Here is a 15587-nt window from a genome sequence, read left to right on the forward strand (position 1 = left end):
CGTCGTCAACCGTCCGTCAAGGATCACGGGTCCGGGGTCAAGGGGCCGCTAACAGGGACACCGGCCCGGGCAGGGGCGGGCATAGCGTCGTGGCATGCCGCGGAATGCCGGCGAGTCCGGGGCGGTGTACCCGTCTCCACAAGGAGTGCCATGAACGACAACCAGCGTGCCGAGGACCCCGACCCCCTTCAACCGGACCGGGCCGGAGCCCTGTTCGTTCCGGTCCGGCCGGGGCCCGCGGGCTGCTGCGCCCGCCTCTTCCGTACGCCCCTCGGCGCACGTACCGCCGTCGCCTTCACCCACGAGCGGCGACTGGTCCGCACCCTCGGGCGGCGGCAGCACTGGATCCGGCTCTCCGAGCCGGCGATACGCGCCCTCGTCGCGCCCCTGGGAGTGACCGGCCTCGTCGTCGACCCGCGGCTCGCCGTCCTTCCACTGGCCGGCGAACCCCGCGCAACCGGCACACAACCCCTGTCCCTTGCACGAACCGCTTGATCGGCCGAGGGGAACACCATGACCACCACACTGCCGGAACCGTCCGCCCCGACACCGGAACAGAACGTGCCCCGCACGGCTCCCGCGCTGTCGGGCAACGCCGCGGACCTGTCCGTCTGGCCCGCCTCCGCACGGCTCGCCCCCCGCGGCGACGTCGCGGTGGGCGGCGTCTCCCTCGTCGAGGCGGCCGAGCGGTTCGGCACACCGCTCTACCTCCTCGACGAGCGCGAGGTACGCGAACGCTGCCGCACCTACCTGCGGTCCTTCCCGGACACCGATGTCGTCTACGCGGCCAAGGCATTCCTCTGCCGCGCCCTTCTGCACTGGGTGCGGGAGGAGGGCCTCGGCCTGGACGTCTGCTCCGCGGGGGAGCTGGAATCCGCCGTGACCAACGGTTTCCCGCCCGAGCGCATCGTGCTGCACGGCAACGCCAAGAGCCCGGACGACCTGGAAGCCGCGCTGCGCCTGGGCGTCGGACGGATCGTCATCGACAGCGCGTGGGAGATCGCCCGGCTCTCCGCGCTCGTCCCGCACGGCGCCCGCCAGAAGGTGCTGGTACGTGTCGTGCCGGGGGTGAGCGCGGGCGGCCACGCCGCGGTCCGCACCGGCACCGACGACCAGAAGTTCGGGCTGTCGATCGCCGACGGGAGCGCTCGGCACGCCGTCGCCCGGATCCTGGGCCAGCCACGGCTGGAGCTCGCCGGACTCCACTGCCACATCGGTTCCCAGATCACCACGGCCAAGCCCTATCTGACCGCGCTGCGGCGGGTCGTCGGGCTGCTCGCCCAGATCCGCGACCAGCACGGAATCGTCCTGCCGGAACTGGACCTCGGCGGCGGGCACGCGGTCGCCCACCGGCCCGGCGAGACCGCGCTCGACATTCCGTCCCTGGGCGCCCGTATCCGCAGGGAACTGGCCGAGAACTGCGCCGCGGCCGGCATCCCCGTGCCCCGGCTCACCGTCGAGCCCGGCCGTGCGCTGGTCGGGCCCGCGGGCGTGGCGCTCTACCGGGTGCTCGCGGTGAAGCGGACCGGCGACCGGGCCTTCGTGGCGGTGGACGGCGGAATGAGCGACAACCCGCGGCCCGCGCTGTACGGCGTGCGCTACGCACCCCGGCTCGTCGGCCGGCGCTCTACGGCCGAGCCCCGCACGGCGACCGTCGTCGGCCGGCACTGCGAGGCGGGCGACGTGCTCGCCGCCGATGCGGCCATGCCCGGCGACATCCGCCCCGGAGACCTGATCGCCGTCCCGGTCGCGGGCGCCTATCACCTCTCCATGGCATCCAGCTACAACGCCGTCGGCCGCCCGCCGGTGGTCGCCGTCCTCGACGGCCGCGCACGGCTGCTGGTCCGCCGGGAGTCCCTCTCCGACATCAACAGCCGGGACATCGGTCTCTGAGCCGGCCGCACCCGTGCCCGGGACGCCCCTCCCGTACCGGCTCGCGCCGTCCTGCGCCTGGGGCCTCCCGTTCGGACCATGCCGGCTCGCGGGGCCCGGCACGCACGCCCGCCGCGCTGTGGTCGGCCGTCACGGCCTTCCCCCGGGCTCTCGGCGCCGCTCGGTCGAGAAGGGCGGACCCCATCGGCTCCCTCCTCCGCCTCGCGATCGCACGCACCGGGCCCCGCTCCTCGACCCGGCCTGATCCGAACGAAAGGCCCGGGTTCCTTCAGCCGTGCTCCCGCGTGCCGACCGTCGCCATGGCCGCCCCCGCCTGGTCGGCCAGGGTCGCCGCCACCAGCCGTGCCTGCAACGAGGCGGGTTCCGCGCCGGGCGCCGGCGCCAGCATGAACCGGCCGTAGTAGTGGCCGTTTCCGGTGGCGCGCAGCTCGATCTCCCCCGGCGGCCAGCCCCTGCGCTCCACGTCCCACGTGCGCCGCCCGACCACCACGTCGCCGTCCTGCTCCAGCCGCGGCGGGTGCCCCAGCAGGGTTCCGTACTCGAACCGGCAGCCCTTCAGCCCGAGCAGCCGGGTCAGTTCGCCCCGGACATGGTCGACCACCGCGTCGGGGGAGGTCGTCGACCGCGCCAGCTGCGCGGTGTCGTGGATGGCGGCCAGGTGGCCCGCGTCGGTGATGGCGACCACCTGGAGCCGTCGTGCCCGCGCCGCCAGCTGCGAGACGACCACGCTGACCACCAGGAGCAGCACGGCCGTCTGGATGTCTTCGCGCTTGTCGATGGCGAACCGCTGGTACGGCACGGTGAGGAAGAAGTCGAACCAGACGGCGGCCGAGAGCGCGGCGAGCGCGCCGGCCACCCGGCTACCGATCGCGGCGACCGCCACGACGACCACGACGAGGATCAGCGCCGCGTTCGTGCTCGTGAGGTCAGTACGGAAGGGCACGAGGAGCGCCGCGACGGCGGGCGGGCAGACCAGTGCAGCGGCCACAGCCACTCTGTCCCGCAGGGGGAAACCGGACATGGGAGCCTCCTGGGGTCCGTCTTCCACGATGCTCCTCCGCCGCCGCGAGCGGTAGCCGGGACCCGGCCCGGTGGCCCGGGTCAGGCACGGGCGGGGCGTCCGGACGGAATGGCTGTCCGGGCGCCCCGCCCGTGGTGATCAGTGGCGCAGATCGAGACGGTGCACACCGCCGTCGACGGTTCCGACGTAGAGCGTGCCGCCGTCGGGGTCGGCGGCCAGTCGGGTGGTGTCGGTGTTCTGGAGGCCGGTGGAGATGTTCTGCCAGCTCCGGCCCCGGTCGGTGCTGCGCAGTACGCCGCGGCCGCCCTGGAGGAGGCCGCTGGCCCCGGAGCTCGTGGTGGCCGCGTAGTACGTGTCCCCGACCCGGAGCAGATCGGAGACATGGATCGCCGGAGCGCCGGTGTCCGAGGTGCGGAAGGTCCGGCCGCCGTCGGTGCTGACGCGGATGTTCTCGCCGCCGACGACGAGACGCCGGCCGTCGAGGTCGATCGCGGTCACCGGGCCGTCGGCGACCTTGGTGACGGTCACCCCGCCGTCGTCCGACCGGTAGAGACCGGCGGTGTTGCCGAGCCACAGGCGCCGCGGATCGGCGGGGTCGCCCACGATGGCGGAGAAGTAGCGGTCGTGGTAGAGGTTCTTCCATGTCGCGCCGCCGTCACCGGTGGCGAACAGCCCCTCGCCGAGCAGGCTCCGGAAGCCGACCATCACCCGGTCCGGGTCCGCGGGATGGACCAGCAGAGCCGTCGGCACCTCCGCCGAACTGCCCCGCTTCTCCCAGGTCTTTCCGCCGTCGCCGCTGCGCTCGACGGTGAACGCGCCGAACCCGGTGCGCCGGACCTTCCAGACCACCTTGGGATCCTTCGCAGACACGGCGAGCTGGGGGACGCCGACGCCCCGCCCGCCCTCGCCGCCCGACTGGCCCCACTCCGGGCCGGCGACGGGCAGAGCGGTGCGGTAGACGGCACTGTCGGTGGCGGCGAGCAGCCGGCCGTCGCTGACCGCGAGGTCGTTGACGGTCAGCCCCTGGACGCCGATCCGCCGGTACCCGGTGCCGTCCGCGGCACCCCGGTAGAGGCCGTCCTGCTCACTGGAGACGGTCACGGAACCGTCGGCCCAGCGGTCGTAGTCCACCGGCAGAGCCGCCCGGGACGGCGCGGGCACCTCGCTCCAGGTCCTCCCGTGGTCGCGGCTGAGGCGGCCGTTGCCGGAGAGCGTGCTCAGGTACAGGTCGTCGCCCGAGACGGCCAGGCGGAGGCCGCCCTCGGCCATGGGCAGCAGGGTGGTCCAGGTCTTCCCGCCGTCATGGGAGCCGACCACTCCCCGGCCCGGGACCTGCACCGCCACGACCGAGGCGTCGGCGGCCAACGAGTCGACGATCCCGTCGGCCGGCTCGAAGAGCGGACGTGCCTCGCCGGGGTCGCCGGAGCCGATACCGGAACGGGCCCACACACCGTGGTACGTCGTCAGATAGAGGGTGTCACCGGTGACCGCGGCGGCGGTGACGGCGCCCGTGACACCGGTCGGATACGTCGCCCAGTGGTCGCCCGCGTCCGTGCTGACCAGCAGCGCGTCCGAGGTGACCGCGACCAGGGTGCGGGTCCGCTCATCGGCGACGAGCGCCGCGATGCGGGTGTCCGGGACGTCGAGCGTGCGCCAGGTGCGCCCGTTGTCGTCGGTGCGCAGGACGGCGCCCCGGCGGCTGCCGTCGTGGACGCTGTTCACGGCGTACCACCAGCGGTCGGGATTCTCCGCGTCCACCACGAGCGGACCCGTGCCGTCCGCGACGGGCAGTCGGCCCAGCTGGCGCCAGGAGACGCCGTTGTCGGTGGTCAGCCAGGGGGCCGCCTTCTGGAACTGGGTGAGGACGGCCTGCTGCGGCCGGCCCGGCGAGAGGGCGACGGCACCGGACTCGCTGTTGGGGCCGACCGGCTCCCAGCGGTCCCCGCGGCTGTCGAGCGGGGTGACCTCGAAGGCACTGGCACCGGTGAGCAGTTGCCCGGTGGCGGCGGTGCCGCGTACCGAGACCCGGTAGGCCCCGGCCACGCTGCCGGTCACCCGGGCCCGGTAGTAGCCGGTGGCGGGATCGAGGGTGGAGGCGAACTCGACGGCGCTGCCGCGCGGCGGGGTGACGGTGACGACCGGCGGTGCCGCCAGCCGGGTCGGCGGGGCGATGTGCACGGTCGAGTGGCCGTCGCTCGGGTCGGGTGCGGCCTGGACGGCCAGATGCCGGACGGCGAGCAGATAGGGCACTCCGATCGCCGGACCCCGGTCGGGGGTCGCCGTGAGACGGCCGCCGGTCTCGGTGTCGGCGGCGGGCCGCGCGACACGCAGCGAGACCGTGACGGTCGCGGTCCTCCCGGCCGGTACGGTGACCCGCCTCGGCCAGACCTTGGCCGGACCGTCGGTCCGCAGCGAGGTGGTGACCGGCCGCTTGCCGGGGTTGTGCAGCGTCACCTTCGCGGTGCCGCCGACCTGACGCCCGGACAGGTCGGCGAGGCCGAACGACACCGAGGCCGGTGAGGCGCTGAGCGTGGCCGAGGCGGCGGCGGCCACATCGAGCCGCCCCGCGCCCCGCGTCGTGGGTCCGGTGCCGCTCAGCGGTTTCGCGGTACCGATCAGCTCCGCCTTGATGTCGGCGGGCGTCCGGCCGGGGTGCAGCTGGCGCAGCAGGGCCGCGGCACCGGCGACGTGCGGGGCCGCCATCGACGTACCCGACATGCGGTACTGACCGGGCCCGTAAAGGGACTTGGGTACGGTGGAGCGGATCTCCACCCCCGGCGCGACCAGATCGGGCTTCAGGCCGAAGCCCTGTGTGGGGCCGCGTGAGGAGAACGAGGCGATCTGATCGGTCGTGTCGGTGCCCCGCAGTGTCACCGAGACCTTCCCGGCGGCGAGCCGGCTGCTCAGCTCCTGGTACTGGGTCGAGTCGATTCCCATGACCACCAGGCGGTCCATACGCAGCGAGTCACCGGAGGCGTCGATCCGCGCGGGCGACGACGGCACCTCGGTCACTCCCGGCTCGGGGTTCACCTCCAGCGGCCGGACCCCGCCCGGCGCACCGGCGGCGAGGACCGGGCCGTCGTTGGAGGGCAGTCCGCCCAGCACGGCGATCGCACCGCGCCTCTCCGCCTCCTGCGCCCACTCCACGGCGCTCGCCGTCAGGTACCGCGCGTCGGAGGCGACGAGCAGCCGCGCCCGTACGATCTTCCCGCGTACGTCGCCGGCCCGCTTCCAGTCCTCCGGGGTGCCCTCGCCGACATCGACGAGCGGTGTCGTGACCGGGGCCTTCGGCGGGTTCGCGGACAGGACGCCGCGGTAGCTCTGGATCAACTCGGGTTTCCGGCCCGCCAGATAGGCGCTGGGCAGCCGCAGATTGCTCGTCGACGCGCCGACCGAGAGCACACCCTCGGCCGTGCCGGGGCTGCTGACCGTACCCGCGCCCGGCCCGTCGTTCCCGGCCGCGGCGACCACGACGACACCGGCCCGTACGGCCGCCGTCGCGGCCCGGCCCAGCGGGTCGGTGCCGTCCCCGGGACCACCGAGGCTCATGTTGATGACATCGGCGCGGTGCGGGTTGGCCGGGTCGGCGGCCGCCTCCATCCCCGCGATGATGTCCGAGGTGTAGCCGGAGCCGTCGGCGTCCATCACCTTGTACGCCAGCAGGTTCGCGCCGGGCGCCACACCGGTGACGCCGCCCTTCTCCGCGGCCCTGCCCGCGACGATGCCGGCCACGTGGGTGCCGTGGCCGTTGTCGTCCATCGGGTCCTCGTCGCCGTTGACGAAGTCGTGCCCGCCCACGACCTTGTGACCCTTGCCGAGTCCGCCACCCAGGTCGGGGTGGGTGTAGTCCACTCCGCTGTCCAGGATCGCGACGGTGGTGCCCCTGCCGTCGACACGGTTTCCGGCGGGGTCCTTGCGCTGCCAGACGCCGGGCGCGCCGATGAGCGGCACGCTCGCGTCCGTCTTCGTCAGCACCCGGGTGTCGGGGCGGACGGCGGTGACGCCCGGCAGTGCGGACAGCCGCCCCACCTCGGACGCGGGCACCGTCATCGCCACGGCGTCGACGAGCAGGCCCAGCCTGCGGGTCGCCGACGGGTGCAGCCCGGCGCGTCTCGCCGAGCCGAGGAAGGTCTCCTGCCGTGCGTCGACCGCCCGGCGGGCGGCACCGACGACGCGGGCTGCTTCGGCGGACAGCAGCGAACCACCGGGCGCGACGGTGACCGCGGGGTTCCGGGACAGTTCGACGAGCACTCGTTGCGACGGGTCGTGGGTGGACGCGTCGGCGGCACCCGGTGTCGCCGCCAGCGTGCCGGCGAGCACGACGGCGGCGAGAGCGGCATGACGCGGTCTTCGTGACTTCATTGCCATGCGTAAAGGTCCTAGTGGTGAAGGCACTTGCCGCACAACTGATCTTCGTGGCCCATTGCTGCCGCTGGCACAACTGGGCCACCATCCGTCCATGACTCCCGAAACGCCGGAACTCACGGCAGCAGGCATCGACCCGTTCGACGAGAGCGTCTACCGCGCCGTCCTGACCCGGCACACGGCGGCTCCCGCCGAACTCACCGCGGACCTCGGCTGTTCGGCCGAGCGCATCGCCCGCGCGCTGGACCGACTCCGCGACCACGGGCTGGTCGGCCGGCTCGCAGGCACCCGCCGCCGGTACGCCGCGATCGAGCCGGGGGCCGCCGTCGAGGCCCTGGTGCGGGCCAGGAGCAACGAACTGGACCGGGTGCGTTCGGCGGCCGGTGAACTGTCCCGGCTGTTCGCCGCCGCGCGCACCGGCGCGACCGACGAGGACGAGGTGGAGATCACCACCGGCAGCGAGGCGCTCGGCCGCTGGTTCGTCCGCCTCCAGCAGGAGGCCCACGACGACGTGATGACCCTGGACCGGCCGCCGTACGCCCTGACCACCTCCAATCCGGTGGAGGCGACGGCGCTCGGCCGCGGCGTGCGCTACCGCGCGGTCTACGCCCCCGAGGCCCTTGAGTGGCCGGGTGTCCTCGGCGACATCCGTGAACTGGTCCGGCACGGCGAACAGGCCCGCGTCCTGCCCGGACTCGGCATCAAACTGGCCATCGCCGACCGCAGGCTGGCCCTGATGCCGCTCTCCCTCGACCTCGACGACGTCCGCGCCGCGGTGATCCGGCCGTCCACCCTGCTCGACGCCCTCACCGACTACTGGGAGCTGTGCTGGAAGCAGGCCCTGCCCCTCGACGCCCCCGCCGAGGACCCCCTGGGCGAGGAGGACCGGCTCGTACTCACCCTCCTGGTCAGCGGCCTCAAGGACGAGGCGATAGCCCGCCAGCTCGGCTGGTCCGTCCGCACCATGCGCCGCCGTATCAGCCGTCTGCACGAACTCCTCGGCGCCGCCAACCGGTTCCAGGCCGGGGTGATCGCGGCCCGGCGCGGCTGGCTGTGAGTCCTTACGTCGGGCGCGGCGCGAGGGGATGTGGTTCCGGCGCGCGCCGTGTGCCTGCACAATGCGGTCTGTGAGCGATGAAGATCCGTATCTGTGGCTGGAAGACGTCGAGGGCGAGGCCGCTCTCGCATGGGTGGCCGAGCGGAACGCCGAGACGGAGGCGGCACTGGCCGCCGACGCCGGCTTCGTACCGCTGAAGGAGCGCCTGCGGGAGGTGCTGGACGCCTCGGACCGCATCCCCTACGCCGTCCGGCGCGGAGCGTTCCTCTACAACTTCTGGAAGGACGCCGAGCACGTACGCGGGGTGTGGCGGCGTACGACGCCGGAGCAGTACCGCAAGGACGCCCCCGAGTGGGAGATCCTTCTCGACGTCGACGCGCTCGCCGCCGCGGAGGGCGAGAAGTGGGTGTGGGCGGGCGCTGCTCTGCGACGTTCGGATTACGGGCGGGCGCTGGTGTCGCTGTCCCGCGACGGCGGTGACGCCGTCGTGGTCCGTGAGTACGACCTCGCCGCCCGGGCCTTCGTCGAAGGCGGATTCCAGGTGCGGGAGGCGAAGACGCAGATCGAGTGGGCCGACGCCGACACCGTGTTCATCGGCACGGACTTCGGGCCCGGCTCACTGACCGACGCGGGCTATCCGCGTACGATCCGCAGGTGGCGACGCGGCACACCGCTGGAAGAGGCCGCCCAGGTCTTCGAGGCCGGGCCGGGAGACGTGGCGGTCTGGAGCCGGCACGACACCACACCCGGTTTCGAGCGGACTTTCGTCGCCCGGTGGCTGGACTTCTTCCGCAGTGAGATGTTCCTGCTGACCCCGGACGCGGGGCTCGTCAGGATCGACGTCCCCGACGACGCCGATGCCCACGCCCATCGTCGGCACCTGATCGTCAATCCGAAGTCCGACTGGCTCGGACAGCCCGCGGGCTCTCTGCTGGCGCTCGACTTCGACGCCTTCCTGGCGGGCGACCGCACCGCGGAGGTGCTGTTCACCCCGGACGGGCGGACGGCTCTGTCCCGGTACTCCTGGACCCGGCACCACCTGGTCCTGGAGACGATGCGAGACGTCAGCACCCGCATCGAGGTCCTCACCCCCGGTCCCGGAGGCGGGTGGGCACGCAGCCCGCTCGCGGACGTCCCGGCGCTGTCGGCGGTCACGGTCGTGAACACGGACCCGGACGTCTCCGACGAGTACTTCCTGGACGTGTCGGGGTTCCTCCAGCCGCCCACCCTCCACCACGGGCGGATCGGCGCCGACTCTGAGATCCTCAAGCAGACTCCGGCCCGCTTCGCCACGGCCGGTCTGACGGTCGAGCAGTTCTTCGCGACCTCCCCGGACGGCACGCGTGTGCCGTACTTCGTGATCGGCCCCGCTCCGTCCCCCGACGGCCCCGGCCCCGTCCTGCTCTACGGATACGGTGGCTTCGAGGTCTCCCTCACCCCCTCCTACGACGCGGTGACCGGCCGGGCGTGGCTGGAGCGCGGCGGCACGTACGTGGTCGCCAACATCCGGGGCGGCGGCGAGTACGGACCGGACTGGCACCAGGCCGCGCTGGGTGCCGACCGGCCGCGGGCCTACGAGGACTTCGCGGCCGTCGCCACGGACCTCGTCACGCGCGGCATCACCACCCCCGCGATGCTGGGCGCCACGGGAGCGAGCAACGGCGGGCTGCTCATGGGCGCGATGCTCACCCGCTACCCGCACCTGTTCGGCGCGATCGTCGTGCAGGTGCCGCTGCTGGACATGCTCCGCTTCCACAAGCTCCTCGCGGGCGCGTCCTGGACCGCCGAATTCGGCAACCCGGACACCGAGGCAGACCGTCCCCATCTCCGCGAGATCTCCCCGTACCACCGGCTCGCCGCGGACCGGGACTACCCGCCCGTTCTGCTGACGACCTCCACCCGTGACGACCGGGTCCACCCCGGCCATGCCCGCAAGGCGGCCGCACGGCTGCGCGAGCTCGGTCACCCGGTCCTGTTCCACGAGAACACCGGCGGCGGCCACGCGGGCGCCAGCAACAACGAGGAGTCCGCCCACAACGAGGCCCTGGTGCACACCTTCCTGTGGCGACACCTCACCCGGGCAGAGCGACCGGCCGTGGACTGACCGGGCACGTCCGCCCGGCCGGCCCGACCGTGCGACTCGTTCAGATCAGGACGACCGGATTGCCGAGCGCAGCCATGCGCCCGTCGGGACGGCGTACCTCGACCCGGACGAACGCGGACTCCGCCGCGTCGGTGCACCACTCCACGGTGCCGGAACCCGATGCGGGCAGCGACGCGTGGTGCGCCCTCCCCCGCTCGGTGTGGAAGCCGACCGTCCCCGAGGGCACACCGCGTACGTCCGCCCTCACCTCGACCGGTGCGTCCCCCGCTCCCAGCCGCTCACCGATCCCGGCGCTCCGGCCACCGGCCGAGACCGTGAACGACAGCTCGACGGCCGCCGATTCGGCGATCCAGCTCCGGCCGGCCCGGATTCCGTCGAGGATCGCACCGACGCTCAGCTCCTCGGCCAGCACGACGGTGTGCGGGATGCCGATCTGGCCCTCCAGATGGGTGTCGCTGTTGCCCATGGCCGGCCGCCACCGACCCCGGTGGACGCCGGCCGCCAGGCCGCGCCCCCATTCGGCCAGAGCCGCCTCGTTGTCGGCATTCCACGGCGCGTCCGAACTCCACAGCCCGTTCCACACCTCGACCGCGTCGAACCCCCGGTACGGGTACATGAACGTGCCCGAGGGGTACGGCGCGTGCGGATGTGCCGCCACGCACAGCCCGCCGGCCCGATGGACCTCTTCCAGGCACCGGCCGACCCGATCGTCCCGCAGGCCGTAGCGCCAGTCGACCACCTGTCCGGGACGGATGCCCAACGCCAGCCAGTGCCCGGTTCGGGTGGTGACCTCTTCGCCGAGGATCACCAGCAGATCGTCGCCGGCGTGCGGGTTCCAGACGCCGTGCGCCCGGGAGGTGTTGTGTTCGGTGGTGGCCAGGAAGTCCAGCCCCGCCGCACGGGCACCGGCCGCGAGCTGCTCCGGTGTCAGCCTGCCGTCCGAGTGCACCGAGTGCACATGGCAGTCGCCCCGGTACCAACCGCGCCCCCGGCCCGCCACGCGCGCAGGCGGAAACACCGACCCTGACATCCGTTCCCCCTGTGGGTTCGACGCGTACTCGCCCGCCTCTTCCAGCCTGCCACGCCGCCCGGTTCCGGCAGCAGGCGGGCCACCAGGGCTGTTGGTATCTCATATCTGATGGCGCGGAGGGTTTGACCGTTCATGGCGGGGGAGTGGCGCGGGGATGTGTGGGGGCCGTGACGACGGGGCGGCTCTCCGTCTCCCTGCTCCTCACCTACTGCCTGCAGACCGTCCTGGCCGTGATGACCGGGGCGACCTCCGACGTACCCGCGCAGGACGCCGGAATCGCCTCGGCCTCCGTCAACTCCGCCCAGCGGGACGGTGGTTCCATCGGATCCGCCGCCTTCGACACCGTCGCGGCCGGGGATGCCCTTGACGCTCGGTGCGGCTACGCGGCGGTCGGTGCGCCGGGGACACGGCGGCTGCCGCCGTTGTGTTCCTGCCACAGCCGGTAGACGTCGACGGCGGCGTCGCGCGGCTCGTGGCGCATGGGCAGGCGCCGCTCGGTGTAGTCCTTGGCGAACTCGCCGTAGAAAGTTTCGAGTTCGAAGTACTTGCGGTCGTCCACGTAGTGCGGTTCGTAGGCGTCGCGGGTGGTGAGGAAGACGACCTCGTCGGGGGAGCAGTAGTACAGCGAACCCAGACACATCGGGCAGGGATGGGCGAGTACGTAGATGGTCGCGCCGACCAGGTGCTCCGTGCCGAGCTTCCGGCAGGCGTCCCGGATGGCGAGGATCTCGGCGTGGGCGGTGGGGTCGTTGGTCTGGGCCACCCGGTTGGGACTCTCGGCGAGGATCTCGCCGTCCCTGACGATGACGGTGGCGAAGGGGCGTCCCCCCTCCTCGACGTTCTTGCGGGCGATGTCGATGGTGTGCTGGGCGAAGTCCATGAGGTCCTCCGGGGCGAGTCGGTCGGTGCTGGACGGGCGGGGGCCCGGGGCGGGCCGGACTCGGCCGTAAGGCCTCGCCCCGGTCCGCCGTGTTGCGTTCCGTGCGGGTCAGAACGGCTTGGTGGGGAGGTACTTGCCGTCCAGGGTGATGACGGCGCGCTCGCCGCCCTCGGGGTCGGCGACCTTCTTCACGTCGAGCTTGAAGTTGATCGCGGAGATGATGCCGTCGCCGAACTGCTCGTGGACCAGGGCCTTGAGGGTGGTGCCGTAGACCTGGAGCATCTCGTAGAAGCGGTAGATGGTCGGGTCGGTGGGAATGCCGCCGGGGATCGAGCCGCGGGTCGGGATGGTCTGGAGCAGCATCGCGGCGTCCTCGTCGAGGCCGAGGAGCTCGGCGACGGCGTTGGCGGAGTTCTCCGGCAGGGCGTGCTGGCCGAGCACGGCGGCGGTGACGAAGGCGACCGACAGTCCGGCGGCGTCGGCGATCTCCTCCCAGGTGAGGTCCTTGCGGGTCTTGGCCTCGACGGCGGCGCGGGCGAGGGTCTCGCGGGCGGTGGGGTCGAACTGGGCATGTGCCATGACGGGGTCTTCCTTTCGGGGGACCGGCCCTGAGGTACGGCCGGTGGTCATTGGGGGGCGGGGGAGGTGGTCAGGCCGCGGCCGGGGCGGTGTCGACCGGCTCGACGGTCCCGGTGGGGATGTCGAACACCCAGCCGTGCAGCGTGAGTGTCCGGTCGGCCAGGGCGCGGGCCACGGAGGGGTGGGTGGCCAGGTTCTGCAACTGTGCGGCCACGTTCGCGCGCACCAGCGTGGCCACCTTGGCCGGTCCGGAGGCGGCCGGCGCCGCGGCGGCCCGGGCCCGCGCGGCGTCCGCGTGCCGCAGCCAGCCGGCGACGACCGGTGCGGCGCTGAGGTCGTGCTCCTCCGCCAGGGCGGTCATCGCGCCGCAGGAGGAGTGGCCGCAGATGACGACATCGGTCACATGCAGCACGGCGAGGGCGTACTCGATGCTTGCCGCGATGCCGTCCGGGCCGGACGCGTACGCCGGGACGAGGTTGCCCGCCGTACGGATGACGAACAGCTCGCCCGGGTCGCTCTGCGTGATCAGTTCGGGGACCACGCGGGCGTCCGAGCAGCCGATGAACAGCGTCTTCGGCCGGTGGGTCGTGGCCAGGCCGGCGAAGAGCCCCGCCTTGGCTGGGAAGACGTCGCGGCGAAAACGTGCGAGGCCGTCCGTGAGGTCATGCATCGCTCACTCCTTTCGGTGAATGCCGCCCCGAGGGGCTGACGGAATCCACCATGCATGACCTCCATGTATAGAGTCCAAGACTTGCTATCCATGATCCTTATAGATCACATCAATAGTCTGGGTTATGCTGCGTGTATGGGTCCGGAACTACGTCACCTCCGCTATCTGATCGCGGTGGCCGAGCACGGCAATTTCACGCGCGCCGCCGAGGAGCTGCGCATCTCGCAGCCGACACTGTCGCAGCAGATCAGGCAACTGGAGCGGGCCGTCGGTGTCCAGTTGCTGGACCGAAGCGGTCGCGGTGTCCGTCCCACCGACGCGGGCGAGGCCTATGTGCACTACGCGCAGCGCGCGCTGCGGGAACTGGCGGCCGCCGACCGGGCCGTCCTCGATGTCGCGGACCTCTCCCGGGGGCACCTGCGGCTGGCGGTGACGCCGACCTTCACCGCGTACCTCGTCGGCCCGCTCGTGGAGGCGCTGCACACCCACCATCCCGGCATCACGTTGGACCTGCGGGAGATGACCCAGGACCGCATCGAGGCCGGTCTGCTGGCCGACGAACTCGACCTCGGGATCGCCTTCGCGGGATCCCATCTGCCCGGGATCGACGCCACCGCACTGTTCACCGAGACCCTCAGCCTCGTCGTCACCACGGACCGTGCCGAGAGCCGGGGTGACCGGCCGCTGCCGGTGGGTGATCTGGCCGGCCAGCAACTCGCGCTGCTCAGTGCGGACTTCGCCACGCGGAACCACATCGACGACTATTTCGCCCGGCACCGTGTCAGCCCGCCGATCGCCGTGGAGGCCAACACCATCCAGGCCCTCACCGAAATCGTCCGGCGCACCGGCCTGCTGGCCACCGTGCTGCCCGACGCGATCGCGGACGATCATGTCCATCTCGCGCCCGTTCCCCTCGACCCTCCGCTGCCCGCCCGCGTCGCGAGCCTGCTGCACCGGGAGAGCGCCTACGAGAGCGCGGCCGCGCGCGCCTTCTCCAGGCTCGCCCACGACCTGGTCCGCGCGCGCGGCTACGCACCGGCCTGAGAACCCCGTGCCGCCGACGGCACACCGAGTACGGACGCCGAGTGATGAGAGAATTGAGGACATGACAGGGTCTGGGGACTTCGAGCCCGAGTCGGAACGGGTCACGCGCCGGCTGCGTGACGACATCATCGACGGTGTGCGTGAGCCGGGCAGCAAGCTCGTCGAGCGCGAGCTCGCCGCGGAGCTCGGTGTGAGCAGGCTGCCCGTCCGGGAGGCTCTGAAGGCGCTGGTCGCCGAGGGGCTGGTCACACCGAGGCCGCGGACCTGGGCCGTCGTACGGGAGTTCACACCGGCGGACGTCGAGGACCTCGACGAGGTCCGCGCGGCCCTGGAGGCGCTGACCTTCCGGCTCGCCGCCCAACGGCGCACCCGCGCGGGCCTGGAGAAGCTCCGCGCGGATCTCGACGCCGAGCTGAAGGCGGCGGAGAAGGGCGATGCCGTACGGGCCCACCGGGCCGCAGCCGACTTCCACGAGACGGTCACCGCGCTGGCCGACAACGAACTCCTGAACGAACTCCAGGCCGCCCTCCGCAGCAGGATGCGCTGGCTGCTGGGGCAGCACGACGACCTGTCGGGCGTCGCGCAGGAGCACGAGGGCCTGTACAGGGCGATCGCGGAGCGTGATGTCGCGCGGGTCGAGAAGCTGGCCGGCGAACACCTGGTGACAGGCCGCAACGCGGCGGCGGCGCGACGCAGGCACCAGGGCTGAACGGTCCTGCCCCCGCCGGCCCCACACGCACCGGCGGGGGCGGGCCGCCCCCGCCGGCACTCGGGCCAGACGATCCCGTCCGGGACATCCGGGCGGCGGGTTCGCCGTCGGGCTGTGTGCCGCACGCGGCAGCGAGCCCCTTCGCGCCGGCCGGGCCGGCCTGGAGCGCCCCCGGCAGACCGGGGCCCGTGGTGACGGCGACCGCGTCGATGTCCCGCAGGCGCCGTCTTGCCCC

13 protein-coding genes and 1 pseudogene are annotated in these 15587 nt (G+C 72.7%); 7 read left to right on the forward strand and 7 right to left on the reverse strand.

The genetic code is table 11. The annotated features are described in order from the left end of the window. Positions 1 to 150 precede the first annotated feature (150 nt). Both AB0D53_RS23335 and lysA read left to right on the forward strand, forming a co-directional pair. Entirely contained in the window at positions 151 to 495 is a 345-nt protein-coding gene (locus tag AB0D53_RS23335; protein ID WP_362449590.1) for an SAV_915 family protein, read from the forward strand. An 18-nt stretch (positions 496 to 513) separates the two neighbouring features. After that, complete coding sequence (gene lysA / locus AB0D53_RS23340) at positions 514 to 1893, forward strand: diaminopimelate decarboxylase (protein WP_362449592.1); 1380 nt, start codon at positions 514 to 516, stop codon at positions 1891 to 1893. A gap of 268 nt (positions 1894 to 2161) precedes the next feature. Here lysA and AB0D53_RS23345 read toward each other — a convergent pair whose 3' ends face one another. Then, complete coding sequence (locus AB0D53_RS23345; protein WP_362449593.1) at positions 2162 to 2914, reverse strand: DUF4118 domain-containing protein; 753 nt, start codon at positions 2912 to 2914, stop codon at positions 2162 to 2164. A 138-nt stretch (positions 2915 to 3052) separates the two neighbouring features. Beyond that, positions 3053 to 7282 carry a S8 family serine peptidase gene (locus AB0D53_RS23350; protein ID WP_362449595.1) on the reverse strand — a complete coding sequence of 1410 codons (4230 nt, stop codon included), beginning with the start codon at positions 7280 to 7282 and terminating at the stop codon, positions 3053 to 3055. Positions 7283 to 7373: 91 nt separating this feature from the next. Between AB0D53_RS23350 and AB0D53_RS23355 the strand changes: the two genes are divergently transcribed. Both AB0D53_RS23355 and AB0D53_RS23360 read left to right on the forward strand, forming a co-directional pair. Next, the gene (locus AB0D53_RS23355) at positions 7374 to 8336 is read left to right on the forward strand and encodes a helix-turn-helix domain-containing protein (protein WP_362449597.1); all 963 of its coding nucleotides are present in this window, start codon (positions 7374 to 7376) and stop codon (positions 8334 to 8336) included. 61 nt (positions 8337 to 8397) lie between these two features. Further along, on the forward strand, positions 8398 to 10440 hold the full coding sequence (locus tag AB0D53_RS23360; RefSeq protein ID WP_362449599.1) for a prolyl oligopeptidase family serine peptidase: 2043 nt from the start codon (positions 8398 to 8400) through the stop codon (positions 10438 to 10440). A gap of 40 nt (positions 10441 to 10480) precedes the next feature. On the opposite strand, the gene AB0D53_RS23365 is transcribed toward AB0D53_RS23360, so the two are convergent. Beyond that, the gene (locus tag AB0D53_RS23365; protein ID WP_362449601.1) at positions 10481 to 11458 is read right to left on the reverse strand and encodes a CehA/McbA family metallohydrolase; all 978 of its coding nucleotides are present in this window, start codon (positions 11456 to 11458) and stop codon (positions 10481 to 10483) included. 179 nt (positions 11459 to 11637) lie between these two features. Between AB0D53_RS23365 and AB0D53_RS23370 the strand changes: the two genes are divergently transcribed. After that, positions 11638 to 11916 carry a hypothetical protein gene (locus AB0D53_RS23370; protein ID WP_362449603.1) on the forward strand — a complete coding sequence of 93 codons (279 nt, stop codon included), beginning with the start codon at positions 11638 to 11640 and terminating at the stop codon, positions 11914 to 11916. Here the strand turns inward: AB0D53_RS23370 and AB0D53_RS23375 are convergent. The 3 genes from AB0D53_RS23375 to AB0D53_RS23385 form a co-directional block, all read right to left on the reverse strand. Beyond that, positions 11850 to 12350 (reverse strand): nucleoside deaminase, encoded by a 501-nt coding sequence (locus tag AB0D53_RS23375; protein ID WP_362449605.1) that lies wholly within the window; start codon positions 12348 to 12350, stop codon positions 11850 to 11852. The genes AB0D53_RS23370 and AB0D53_RS23375 overlap by 67 nt on opposite strands. Before the next feature lie 108 nt (positions 12351 to 12458). Then, positions 12459 to 12929 (reverse strand): cyanase, encoded by a 471-nt coding sequence (cynS, locus tag AB0D53_RS23380; protein ID WP_362449607.1) that lies wholly within the window; start codon positions 12927 to 12929, stop codon positions 12459 to 12461. Positions 12930 to 12999: 70 nt separating this feature from the next. After that, on the reverse strand, positions 13000 to 13599 hold the full coding sequence (locus tag AB0D53_RS23385; protein WP_329818909.1) for a carbonic anhydrase: 600 nt from the start codon (positions 13597 to 13599) through the stop codon (positions 13000 to 13002). A gap of 135 nt (positions 13600 to 13734) precedes the next feature. Between AB0D53_RS23385 and cynR the strand changes: the two genes are divergently transcribed. Both cynR and AB0D53_RS23395 read left to right on the forward strand, forming a co-directional pair. Continuing rightward, positions 13735 to 14643, forward strand: a complete 909-nt coding sequence (cynR, locus tag AB0D53_RS23390) for a transcriptional regulator CynR (RefSeq protein ID WP_362449609.1) — start codon at positions 13735 to 13737, stop codon at positions 14641 to 14643. 61 nt (positions 14644 to 14704) lie between these two features. Then, positions 14705 to 15352, forward strand: coding sequence for a GntR family transcriptional regulator (locus AB0D53_RS23395; RefSeq protein ID WP_362449611.1), 648 nt, complete (start codon positions 14705 to 14707; stop codon positions 15350 to 15352). A gap of 130 nt (positions 15353 to 15482) precedes the next feature. Here AB0D53_RS23395 and AB0D53_RS23400 read toward each other — a convergent pair. Beyond that, positions 15483 to 15572 (reverse strand): annotated as a pseudogene (locus AB0D53_RS23400) (hypothetical protein); the annotation flags it as partial. Positions 15573 to 15587: the final 15 nt, after the last annotated feature.

Source organism: Streptomyces sp. NPDC048295, from assembly GCF_040652135.1.
In the GTDB taxonomy this organism is placed as follows: domain Bacteria; phylum Actinomycetota; class Actinomycetes; order Streptomycetales; family Streptomycetaceae; genus Streptomyces.

Bases quoted from the DNA above. Each gene is read 5' to 3' on its own strand.
- AB0D53_RS23335 (WP_362449590.1), top strand. From the start codon at position 151: ATGAACGACAACCAGCGTGCCGAGGACCCCGACCCCCTTCAACCGGAC.
- lysA (WP_362449592.1), top strand. From the start codon at position 514: ATGACCACCACACTGCCGGAACCGTCCGCCCCGACACCGGAACAGAAC.
- AB0D53_RS23345 (WP_362449593.1), bottom strand. From the start codon at position 2,914: ATGTCCGGTTTCCCCCTGCGGGACAGAGTGGCTGTGGCCGCTGCACTG.
- AB0D53_RS23350 (WP_362449595.1), bottom strand. From the start codon at position 7,282: ATGGCAATGAAGTCACGAAGACCGCGTCATGCCGCTCTCGCCGCCGTC.
- AB0D53_RS23355 (WP_362449597.1), top strand. From the start codon at position 7,374: ATGACTCCCGAAACGCCGGAACTCACGGCAGCAGGCATCGACCCGTTC.
- AB0D53_RS23360 (WP_362449599.1), top strand. From the start codon at position 8,398: ATGCGGTCTGTGAGCGATGAAGATCCGTATCTGTGGCTGGAAGACGTC.
- AB0D53_RS23375 (WP_362449605.1), bottom strand. From the start codon at position 12,350: ATGGACTTCGCCCAGCACACCATCGACATCGCCCGCAAGAACGTCGAG.
- cynS (WP_362449607.1), bottom strand. From the start codon at position 12,929: ATGGCACATGCCCAGTTCGACCCCACCGCCCGCGAGACCCTCGCCCGC.
- AB0D53_RS23385 (WP_329818909.1), bottom strand. From the start codon at position 13,599: ATGCATGACCTCACGGACGGCCTCGCACGTTTTCGCCGCGACGTCTTC.
- cynR (WP_362449609.1), top strand. From the start codon at position 13,735: ATGGGTCCGGAACTACGTCACCTCCGCTATCTGATCGCGGTGGCCGAG.
- AB0D53_RS23395 (WP_362449611.1), top strand. From the start codon at position 14,705: ATGACAGGGTCTGGGGACTTCGAGCCCGAGTCGGAACGGGTCACGCGC.